The organism is Desulfosarcina cetonica JCM 12296 (genome assembly GCF_001311845.1).
Lineage (GTDB): Bacteria > Desulfobacterota > Desulfobacteria > Desulfobacterales > Desulfosarcinaceae > Desulfosarcina > Desulfosarcina cetonica.
In genome coordinates this window covers 21,458-31,567 of the sequence record NZ_BBCC01000062.1, presented here as the reverse complement: position 1 = coordinate 31,567, position 10,110 = coordinate 21,458, and the positions used below count along the sequence as shown (strand labels likewise).

The 10,110-nt window shown below is 50.0% G+C and carries 15 protein-coding genes and 1 riboswitch; of the genes, 9 read left to right on the top strand and 6 right to left on the bottom strand.

Annotated elements, in window-relative coordinates; translation table 11 throughout:
- Positions 1–10: 10 nt before the first annotated feature.
- A complete protein-coding gene (locus JCM12296_RS15280) occupies positions 11–595 on the bottom strand; it encodes a PEP-CTERM sorting domain-containing protein (protein WP_054694713.1) in 585 nt (194 codons plus the stop codon).
- 237 nt (positions 596–832) lie between these two features.
- Positions 833–901: riboswitch (cyclic di-GMP riboswitch) on the bottom strand.
- A 394-nt stretch (positions 902–1,295) separates the two neighbouring features.
- Between JCM12296_RS15280 and JCM12296_RS15275 the strand changes: the two genes are divergently transcribed.
- The 9 genes from JCM12296_RS15275 to JCM12296_RS15245 all read left to right on the top strand — a co-directional run bounded on the left by JCM12296_RS15275 (position 1,296) and on the right by JCM12296_RS15245 (position 6,543).
- Positions 1,296–1,586, top strand: coding sequence for a hypothetical protein (locus JCM12296_RS15275; protein ID WP_054694710.1), 291 nt, complete (start codon positions 1,296–1,298; stop codon positions 1,584–1,586).
- 133 nt (positions 1,587–1,719) lie between these two features.
- Positions 1,720–1,911 (top strand): hypothetical protein, encoded by a 192-nt coding sequence (locus tag JCM12296_RS15270; protein WP_054694708.1) that lies wholly within the window; start codon positions 1,720–1,722, stop codon positions 1,909–1,911.
- 92 nt (positions 1,912–2,003) lie between these two features.
- Positions 2,004–2,810: a zincin-like metallopeptidase domain-containing protein gene (locus JCM12296_RS15265; protein ID WP_054694705.1), complete on the top strand. Its 807-nt coding sequence runs from the start codon at positions 2,004–2,006 to the stop codon at positions 2,808–2,810.
- Between the two features lie 127 nt (positions 2,811–2,937).
- Positions 2,938–3,141 (top strand): hypothetical protein, encoded by a 204-nt coding sequence (locus JCM12296_RS38370; RefSeq protein WP_157067641.1) that lies wholly within the window; start codon positions 2,938–2,940, stop codon positions 3,139–3,141.
- On the top strand, positions 3,134–3,304 hold the full coding sequence (locus tag JCM12296_RS39895; protein ID WP_172683915.1) for a hypothetical protein: 171 nt from the start codon (positions 3,134–3,136) through the stop codon (positions 3,302–3,304). Before JCM12296_RS38370 ends, JCM12296_RS39895 begins: the two co-directional genes overlap by 8 nt.
- Positions 3,305–3,307: 3 nt before the next feature.
- The gene (locus JCM12296_RS15260) at positions 3,308–3,787 is read left to right on the top strand and encodes a hypothetical protein (RefSeq protein WP_054694702.1); all 480 of its coding nucleotides are present in this window, start codon (positions 3,308–3,310) and stop codon (positions 3,785–3,787) included.
- A gap of 109 nt (positions 3,788–3,896) precedes the next feature.
- Complete coding sequence (locus JCM12296_RS15255) at positions 3,897–4,379, top strand: hypothetical protein (protein ID WP_054694700.1); 483 nt, start codon at positions 3,897–3,899, stop codon at positions 4,377–4,379.
- A gap of 181 nt (positions 4,380–4,560) precedes the next feature.
- Positions 4,561–4,872 carry an HIRAN domain-containing protein gene (locus tag JCM12296_RS15250; protein ID WP_054694697.1) on the top strand — a complete coding sequence of 104 codons (312 nt, stop codon included), beginning with the start codon at positions 4,561–4,563 and terminating at the stop codon, positions 4,870–4,872.
- A gap of 3 nt (positions 4,873–4,875) precedes the next feature.
- Positions 4,876–6,543 carry a hypothetical protein gene (locus tag JCM12296_RS15245; protein ID WP_157067640.1) on the top strand — a complete coding sequence of 556 codons (1,668 nt, stop codon included), beginning with the start codon at positions 4,876–4,878 and terminating at the stop codon, positions 6,541–6,543.
- A gap of 408 nt (positions 6,544–6,951) precedes the next feature.
- Here the strand turns inward: JCM12296_RS15245 and istB are convergent, their stop codons facing one another.
- Genes istB through JCM12296_RS36450 form a run of 5 tightly spaced genes read right to left on the bottom strand, consistent with a single transcriptional unit; the run spans position 6,952 to position 10,023 of the window.
- Complete coding sequence (istB, locus tag JCM12296_RS15240; protein WP_054694691.1) at positions 6,952–7,707, bottom strand: IS21-like element helper ATPase IstB; 756 nt, start codon at positions 7,705–7,707, stop codon at positions 6,952–6,954.
- Positions 7,704–8,018 (bottom strand): hypothetical protein, encoded by a 315-nt coding sequence (locus JCM12296_RS44585; protein WP_246804357.1) that lies wholly within the window; start codon positions 8,016–8,018, stop codon positions 7,704–7,706. Before JCM12296_RS44585 ends, istB begins: the two co-directional genes overlap by 4 nt.
- A 13-nt stretch (positions 8,019–8,031) precedes the next feature.
- Positions 8,032–9,168: an IS21 family transposase gene (gene istA, locus JCM12296_RS15235; protein ID WP_246804355.1), complete on the bottom strand. Its 1,137-nt coding sequence runs from the start codon at positions 9,166–9,168 to the stop codon at positions 8,032–8,034.
- A complete protein-coding gene (locus JCM12296_RS15230; RefSeq protein ID WP_054694687.1) occupies positions 9,165–9,542 on the bottom strand; it encodes a helix-turn-helix domain-containing protein in 378 nt (125 codons plus the stop codon). Before JCM12296_RS15230 ends, istA begins: the two co-directional genes overlap by 4 nt.
- The gene (locus JCM12296_RS36450) at positions 9,502–10,023 is read right to left on the bottom strand and encodes a hypothetical protein (RefSeq protein ID WP_083456170.1); all 522 of its coding nucleotides are present in this window, start codon (positions 10,021–10,023) and stop codon (positions 9,502–9,504) included. Before JCM12296_RS36450 ends, JCM12296_RS15230 begins: the two co-directional genes overlap by 41 nt.
- Positions 10,024–10,110 lie beyond the last annotated feature (87 nt).

Here is a 10,110-nt window from a genome sequence, read left to right as displayed (position 1 = left end):
GGATTTTTCCTTAGAAGTAAATTAAATCCAACGAGTTATTTTTTTTCCGTTTTCTTTTCGAGGCCCCTACTATTCCTAATAATCCTGAACCGAAAAGAAACATGGTGGAGGGTTCCGGTACCGGTGCGGCTGTTATGTGATAACTTGCTATTCGCACATCTTCTTCATTAAAGTATAAAAGATCAAAATCTAACAAATAATATTCGTTAACATATACTCCCCAACCATCTGTAACTGACGAATAATCTGCTGAATAATAAGCCGATCCAGATAAAATCCAATAATTGCCAAATCTGTCACCTTCAGGGCCCACAACTATCGCCTCAGCAGATGCATAAAAATTGGCATAGTCCAGAGCTACAAGTTCCAATTCATTATAACCATCTTCAGCATAGATAGGATCATATCCGTCCAAGTAAATGGTCATGTTTACACCACCAAATCTATATAAATCGTACAAAGGATAATCCCACTCTTCAAACCACTCTATATAACCACTTGGCCCGTCTATTATATTAAATTTTATTGCTTCAGAGGTCCCCACCATAGCAAGTACTAATAATAGTGAATAGAGAATCACTATTACTTTTTTCATATCGCCATCTCTCTTGTGTAGGTTGATGTGATTATGCCCGGTTTAAATAAAACATATTTATCCATCTTTGATGAAGCCGTAAAAAAGTCCCGAAAAAGCCGTTTTTGCAATTTGCCAATCAATAAAAACAATAGGTTGCGAAGTTAAAAATCACGTATTTTGACTTTTTACGGGACCATCATCTTTGGAACAGCAATATTTATATCATCGAATGATAGATTTAGTTTTTTAGAGGTCTGTGGCACTTGCCCGATGAGACCCGTGGTTTTCCGTCCCTGTCTCGCGACAGGTTTGGCTTTTTCTTGATGTCGATCAGTGGAACCCCGCAATAGGTGATGCAAAAATCATGCAGGTTATTTGCTTTATCTCAATACAAGATTTTAACAATAAAAATTATATGGTTAAGTTTTTATCAAATGATAAGATGTGTCGATGAAATTGGTAAAATTCTTCACAATGTGAAATGAAATCCATAGAAAGAAGGTGTCATGAGGGGGTAATATGAACCGGGCATATGTCAAGGTTCCGACATCGTAGTCCAAAGTTTCAAACCCGTTTCAGTGTGTCTCATTGGGTCCTGCATAGTGAGATAGAGGCAATTCGCCTCTGATTTTTTATACCCTCCCCCCTTGGGCATCCATTTCCGAAGGCTCCGGTCTTTTTTGACCGGGGCCTTCTTGCGTTTGAAAGGAGGTCATCTATGCCAAAGGCCGTGGAAATTCGTCAGTTCGTGGCCAAGTCGATCAGCCATACCACCTGGAACATTCCCCGAATCCGTGCTGGTGATGGTAATCGCTGGCGGAACATCAAAAACGCTCATTTGGTCGAGAACCGATCTCATCTCAACGGGCACGACTATTATGAAGACGCCATTTTCCGAGCCAAGCGGATCATGGAACAGCGTGGCTGGATCACTGGGATTTCGGACCACAAGGAGCCGTGCCACGAGCACCTGTATTACCACCATTATCGGTTGAGGTGTTGGAAGTAGCATAACCATCCAAGTGTTTTCCGTACGTACGGACAAAGTCACCTTACTCATAAATCGAGCCAGCAGAGAGGGCAGTTGTCGGTTTTTACCCGCCGGCACTGCCCCTTTTGCGTTTGGCGGAAAGGAACACACCATGACCAAAGAGCAGGAACGACTTTATCAAGAGCCAGACGAGTTGAGACGGCTACTGGAGAAGGTTTTGACAGGCCGTAAGTTCAAGTTGGATTGCGGTCACCATTTTACCGGTGGGACCTTTCTGGGCAACGACATCACGATCCGCAACGGAAAGCATTTCAAAATCACGTGTAGCCAGTGCGGGTATTAGCAGGCCCGCTGTATCAATCATTGACGATGACCATTTGTCCGGGCGGGCAGATGGTTTTTCTGTCTCTGGACCCAATGAAAGGAGAAATCCCAATGAGACCAAAAGTGAAGGAAACGTTGGACAAGATCATCGCACGCTTTGAATCTGGCGACATCCCGGAAGCTGTTGCTTACGCAATGTATCCCATCCCTGAAATCCCGTGCTCTGGATGGAGCCTGCTGAACCGGACACTTGTTTTCCTGTCCGGCACTATGGACGCAAGGGGAATCCGCCAGTGGAACAGAGTGAACCGCCGTGTGAAAAAAGGGACCAAGGCCTTATACATTCTGGTTCCGTACTTAAAATACATCGAGGATGACCTTGGTGAAAATGAGACCAAACTGTTGGGTTTCGGTGTCTCCCCAGTGTTCCGGGTTGAGGACACGGACGGCGAGCCTCTGGAATACGAAAACCTCGAAGTCCCTGACTTGCCGTTGATGGACCGTGCCCGTGATTGGGGCATTTCTGTGAAGGCCATTCCCGGAAATTTTAGATACTACGGCTACTATTCATCCGGCCGGCAGGAAATCGCTTTGGCAACGAACCAGGAGTGCGTCTTCTTTCATGAACTGGCACACGCAAGCCATCACATCGTGAAAGGCAATCTCCGGCCCGGCCAAGATCCCCTTCAAGAGATTGTGGCTGAACTCTCCGCATCGGCTCTGGCAATGATAGTGGGGAAATCCATCGAGGATACAACCGGCAATAACTTTCGTTACATCGAACGGTATGCCACCCAGTTGGTGATGAGCGTCCATTCTGCCTGCCTGAAAGTACTGGCCGACACGGAAAAGGTGCTGAACCTGATTCTCTACAACAATCTGGAAGAGTTGGTTCTCCCTGATAAAATGGTCGCGTGAGATAAACGTTAGGCCGTTTGTGAGAAGTTTTGGCCAAACGAATACCATCCATCAAACAAACCGGGAAGGCGTCTTGTTGGGCTTCTACGGCCCTCTGGACGCCTTTTCCTGTCATAGGAGTAGAACAATGACCTATCGTATCGTGTGTGCTTGGTGCGGAAAGGACCTTGGTAAGAAAGAAGCTCCTTCATCGTCAGACCAAACATCAGGGGAGCCTATTACTCACTCGATGTGTACCGCATGTTTTGAAAAGATACTCGACAGCCTTTCGTCAGATCCCGATGAAATCTATAAACCCAACGATCAGCAGGAAGGAGACCGCCATGGATGACTTTTTTGATGACTTTGACGGCCCTGGACCGGATGACTGGCCGATCATCTTTGGAATCAGTGAAGAAATCGCCAGGGAGAAACGGGAGCAAGGCCGTATCCAAAGGGAACTGGACGATGCGGACGATGATTACTGGATAATAATCAACGACAAGGAGGATTGAACAATGGGAACTTGTGCTGATTTCAAATGCAAGTGCGGTTATGAAGCGTATGCCAAATGGGGCTTCGGTATGAATCCGATTTACAAGGAACAAAACATTTCTTTGGCTCCCGCCCTTTGTCGGGATTGCCGGGAGTTAGTCAACATCAATGAAAACGCAGTTCTGCTTCACTGCCCAAGTTGTAAAGGCATCAATGTAGTTCTTTACAGCGACCCAAGCCTTGGGCAAGTGCGTAGAAAATCCATTATAAAGACAAGACCGGTTCACAGAGACCCGGTCCTTGATGAACAGCCAGAGCCCGTTGAGGATGCCCAACCAGACAATCCAGATGAGGAGGACGATGACCTGTTGAACATTGACGATTTGCTCGACGACGACATTGAAAAGGAGGACTACATCTGTGGAGTTGACATGACCTATTATCTCTGTCCCAAATGTAATCGGTTCACGCTGGAAAAGGGATTCTGCGGGATGTGGGATTGAATGACCATAGTGGAAATAATCAACCCGCCTAATCCACTAAACCATGCTTTCAGTTTGCCGATAACTGTTTCAAAGGTGATAATGTCCCTGTTAGTGAACGGAGAATCGAATGCCAGAAAAAGAACGCTGGATTTCCTGGGAGTTCCTTTTGAAACGATGGTCAATAGAACCAGGTGCCGTGTATCATTGTATAGAGCAAGGGCTCCCTTGCTACGATAGAGATAGGACAATAATCCATTGGGAAGACCGTTGTGAAGAAACCCCGGAACAGTTCAAAATGGACGATGTTGAACTGTTCGAAGACGAGCATTCGTATTTATTTGAGTATGGGAACGTCAGCCTTGACGCCAAAGAAAAGCGTGAACTAGGCCAGTTGAGAAGCGAAAAGGAAAAGTGGAACGCGTCATTGAAGGTGGCCGTTGAGATTGGCATTTTTTGCGGTGAACAGGATAGGCCGATGACCGGTCCCGAGTTCGACACAAAGATGCTCCAACTCGATAAGGACATACAGGATGCTACTATGCGAAGGATACGGAAGGCAATCCCCAGCAAGTATAAAAACAAAGGAGGTAGACCAAAAAAGAACACGTGATTACCGTTAGATAGATAATCCCACGGGCATTCCTTCCCACGTCTCCTCTTCCCTTACCACATTCTAAAACCCCATCAAGACATTCCTTATCAATGTTCTCGTCTGGTTCATTGGAAAAAACCGCCCTATGGTGGGCCAAGATTTCAGTTTATTTTTATCAAATACAAGGAGACGAGAGAAGATGTTTCAACCGATTCAAACCAAACTGGCAGGCGTCACTTATGATGAACGACAGGAGGCTATTCGAAAATGGGGATGCCAAGACATTGGCTATTTCCGACTGGAACGTGAACCGAACAACCCGCACGACCCCAATGCTGTCAGCGTCTGGTTTCTCAATGACCGGCTTGGTTATTTACAGAGACCCGTCGCAGAGAGATTGGCTCCGTTGATGGATGCCGGCAGAACTTTTGATGCCGTGTTTGTCAGTCGCAATGAATGGGCACCATACGAAAACATCGGTTTGACCATTCGTATCGTCGAGGCCCAGTAGACAATGACGCTGTTGCCTCGAGAAAAGAACGATTTGCCCCGTGACGGAAAAGATTGGTTGGCGGATGCGGTGAAGATGAAACCGATGGAATCGTCCAGCCGTAGGTTGGATGTCCTTGTGGATGCGGTGTTCGAGGAAATCGCATCGCTGATGAAGGTTTCCAGCCGGCCCCGGCAGATGGAGGCCCTGCAGACTATCCTTCTGAACCTTATACACGCCCACCATCTCGACAAGCCGGTGCGGTATTCCCGCGACAAAAACCGCTATACGCGGGATAGGCGGTATCGTCTGGATCACTACACGTACGACCGTCTCATCCCCATTATCGACGCTTTGGAACGGCTTGGCTACATAGAGCAGAGTTCCCATTACAACGACCCAGAGAGCGACAAATACGGCCTTCAAACCCGTATGTGGGGCACGGATCGCCTATGGGCACGGGTTCGTGAATACGGCCTGACACACCCCTTCGGCACGGCCCCAAGACTGCCGGAGGAGAAAGAGGTCATCGTCTTACGCAATGAAGACAAACAGGACGTTGGATACCGGGAAACACGCCAGACCCGGCAGATGCGGGATGACCTGGAACGTTATAATTATTCCCTTCGCAAGCATCGTATATCGGTGAAACTGACTGGCGACGACATAGTTGATAATCGCTGGCTGGTTGAAAATCTGTGTGAAAGCATTAGCAAGGGCAAGGTCTGGATTCGCTACGCCCGGCTGAATAGCAAACATCACAAGTATCGCTATGTCCTACCAATACAGCACTTTACTAAACATCTCATACCGTCAGGTAGGAATCCGTATAAAGTAATCCAAGATGCCAGGGACAGGATACCGGCAGGGAGTGACTCTATTCCCATTACTCATACGAAACGATGGAAAGCCTTGCTGGACGTGCTTTTGCGACGTTTTTGGTCCGAAGCCCATTTCTTTGAAAAAGACCTCCACAAACGTAGCATCGAGATTGGCCGGATTCCCTGGGATGAGCGTCAAAAGGTGCTGGCGTTGGAGTTCCGGCTCCGGGACCTTGGCGTCGATGAGTTGGAAATCGTCTTGGACCACGAGCACCTGCGACGCATATTCAATCGTGAGTCCTGGAAGTTGGGCGGGCGGGCCTATGGGGCCTACCACCAGTTTAGGCTTCGCAAACCGATGCGGAAAAACATCCTGATTGATGGTCAGCCGACCATCGAGTTGGACTACGCCGGCTTTCACCCTCGAATGCTCTACCACCTCGAAGGCATCGATTATCAAGATGACCCTTACGTCGTATGCGAAGGCCCAGAAATGCGGGACATCTATAAGGCGGTGAGCCTGATCGCCATAAACACCACAGAGAAAAAGGCCAGTGGTGCTATTCGAAAAGAGTTGGATGAGCGGGGATTAGTGCCACCTAAACGGGATAAGCCGTATGCGAGCCTTGTCCGGGGCTTCAAGCAGGCCCATCCGGCAATCGCACACCATCTGTTTTCGGACGTTGGTGTCTCGCTACAAAACATCGATTCGCGGATAATGAATGCCATTCTGGTCCGGCTGATGGACAACGACATTCTCGGCCTGCCGGTACACGACAGCGTGATTATTCAGCAACAGCACGAAACATTCGCAAGGGAGGTGATGACCCAGGAATACAAGAATGAAATGGGCTACAAGCCCAAGTTTTGATGACGCACACGTCATCGTGTCCCCTCGCCGGGACAGGCATTTATGCCACGCTTTGAGCGGAATCTCGTAAAACTACCAGGCCCCCGCCACCTCGGGCCTGGACAGGTGCCGGACATCGAGCCGGCTCCACAAGGTCGCTTTCAATAGACGACTGGGCACCGTCCTGATCGGCACAGAGCCGAAACAAAGCAGGGCCTGCCATAGCAAACACGGAGGTGTTTATGAACCGTGAAACATTTGGAACAGCAGTTAGGACAGGCGTTGAGTGCCGAAGAGGTGGCCCAGTATGTTAGCGGCGGCCTGACAATGCACAATTTATGGCGGTCTGAAAATGCATGATCCCGAGAAGGGAAATTGGGTTGCCGGAACTCTTTTTCGAGGGTATCCGGCAACCTGTTTATGTGGCCATCACGTTTCGATTTGCTCTTTCATACGGTAGCTTTTTCCCTGGATGAGGATGGTTTCGGCATGGTGAAGCAAGCGATCCAGAATGGCTGAAGTGAGCGTACTGTCGTTGTTGAAGATTTCTGGCCAGTCCTTGAAGGCGCGATTTGAGGTAATGACCATTGCACCTTGTTCATAGCGTTGGCTGATGACTTGGAACAGAAGGTCTGCCCCGGTTTTGTCAATCGGTAAAAAGCCCAGTTCGTCGAGAATCAATAGGGCTGGGCGGGTGTATTTTTTCAGTTCCTGTTTCATCCGTCCAGCCGCCTGGGCCGCGGAGAGGGTGTTGATCACATCGATGGCCGTGGCAAACAGGACCGTATAGCCTTTGAGGCAGGCCTCGTAGCCCAGGGCGGAGGCCAAATGGGTTTTGCCGAGTCCGACGCCGCCCAGGAAGATGACATTGGCCGACGTCTTGACAAATTGCAACCGGAACAGTTGCTGGACCTGAAGGCGGTTGATTTTCTTGGGCCAGGTCCAGTTGAAGGCATCCAGGGTTTTGATCACCGGAAAATGCGCCTGGCTAATCCGACGCTGGGTGGAGCGGTCCTTGCGCAGGGCGGCTTCGCCATCGACCAGTTTTTCCAGATAGTCTTCGTGCGACCAACTGTTTTGGGCGGCCTGTTGGGCCAGTGGATGATGCTGCTCACGCATGAACGGCAGCTTGAGGTATTTGAGGTTGCGGTCAAGCGGAAGTGCCGGTGGTTGCGGGTCAGTCATGATGTCTCCTTTTGGTAGATGCTCAGATCGGGCGATTCGACCGTCAGGTCCAACAGATCCTCACGGCGGGTCAGATGCAAGGCGCCGGGTTGGGGCAATTGACGGCTGCGCTGCTCGAGCAGGTTGGCGATGTACTCACAGGAGAATGCCTGGAAAGTGAAAGCGTCTTCCATTGCCCGGGCGACGGCCTCCGGGCTATAGATTTCGCTTAAGGCAACGATTTTCTGTACATGATGATAGGGGTTCATGCGACGCTGTTCGAGCTTTTGATAGTACTGGACGGATTTGGACGACAAGGAGAGAAAGCGCATCACGATTTGCTGTTCACGGGCCTTTTTTGCGCCAGAGCAAAAGCTGTTTGGGATGATCGGGATCTTCGATGTCCTGGTGGCGGTCATAGCTGCGAGCGTGGCGGGCAATCAGCTTATTGTCATTATAAAGGCAAATCCGATCGGGGTAGGTTTTCAAGGTCAGTTGCCGGCCGGCATACTCTGCCGGCACCGAATAGCGGTTGGCATCGAGTGCCACGCGGAACTGGCTCGAGGCCCGGACCTGGGAAACGGTGGCAATATCGAAGCGGTGATGGGGCAACGGATTGAGATAGGCCTGCTCCTTTTCGAAACGCACAATCGGCTGCTCGCGGGTCTCGCCATGGATGCGTACGTTGGCCACGGTGTCGAGCCAGTGCCGGGCCGCCGGGTGGATCGCGGCAAAATCCGGGATGTCCAATCCGGCCAGAAAATTCTTTTTCACATAGCCGACCCCGTTTTCCACGCGCCCTTTTTCATTGCCCTTGCCCACATTGCAGGCCGCGATGGTGAAGCCGTAATGATCGGCAAAGTCCAGGTATTTGGGATTGAACACCGGCGCCTTTCCCACAATGCGCTTGAGCACGGCGCTCTTGAGATTGTCGACCATGATTCGTTGGGGAACCCTGCCGAAGAAGTCAAAGGCACTTTGATGGCATCCCAAAAAATGTTCCATGGTTTGGGAAACGGTGAACTGCACATACATCAACCGGCTGTAACAAAGAACCATGACGAAAAAGCTGAGCCGTCTGCGGGTGGTACCGACATTGACGGAACCATGGCTCCCCCAATCGACCTGGGCACACTCACCGGGAGCGAATGATAGGGTGAGAAAAGCGTTTGGCTTGGGCGGCCGTACCTTGCGGACATAGTCCTTGACGATGGAATATCGGCCGGTAAAGCCCTGTTCCCGGATACGTTGAAAAATTTGTGTGGCCGTATAGGGATGGGCTTCGAGCAGACGGACAATATTCCGTTTGAAGGGGTCGAGCTTGCTGGCGCGGGGTGCACTTTGGCGTGGTTTGAAGGACGTGTCGAGCCACTTTCGAATGGTTCTGACGTCCATGGACAGTTCCCGGGCGATTTGCGGGACCGTCAACCCGTCGTTTGCGCTCAGATGGTTGATTTTGCAGTAAAGGGAGTAATCGATCATGACCGGCCCTCCGCGATACGCTTGAAAATCTGTTCAACCGACTGAAGGCCACCATGGGTTCTGACCGGCTCGGGGTCGATGGCCAAAACCTGATACAACGGCTTTCGATAGGCAATCAGGCCGATATCAACCAGTTCGGTGCGAACCCGGATAACCTCCGGTTCGTCCATTCCCAGGCGCCGGGAAAGGGTTCGGGTCGAGTAATAGCTCATGCCGTTTGCATCGGCGACCGTGACCAGGAACAGATATAAGGCCGCCGCCTTATGGGTGCAACGATCGATATAGTGGTTGCTGACCAGGCGGTGATCGAGCCAACTGAACTGTTTGGGGATTTTACGGATACGATCGGGGTAAATGGGATGTTTGGCGACCATGGCAGCCTCCTTTGCATTGAGGGTTAAGGATATCGTCGCCAAATTGTTGCATGTGACGGGCGGCCATGACGATGTCATCTTGTAACGCATGCCCGGTTAATTGGGCGATAATGCCAATTAAAATAGAAGGTTGAAGCGTCAAGAGATCTTGTAACGCATTGTTTGCAAAATCGACATTATTATTTGTTTTATCAATTGGTTGTTCATTTGAGGGATCTTGTAACGCATGGAGGCGGGAATCGGGTTTTGTGCGCCAGTACCCCGGATGGTGCTTTCGCCACCGCTGAACACGTTCCACATTATCCCTTCCGCGGAAGTAATCGCGGTTCTCGGGTTTCTGGTTCCACCGCTTCTGGCTATCAGCCTTGCTGGCCTTGCGGCATTCCGGTTTGCCACAGTAGCGTTGACGATTTTTATTACGCGGGTCGGGAACGAATAATAGATGGCAATGACAACATTTTTTCCGTTTAATCCCTGGCATTGGTCGTGTTCCTCCCACACACCAATGTAACAAAAGTGGATATTGATTTGAGGGTCCAGATTTAGGCAAGAAAATGGGTGAAGAAAA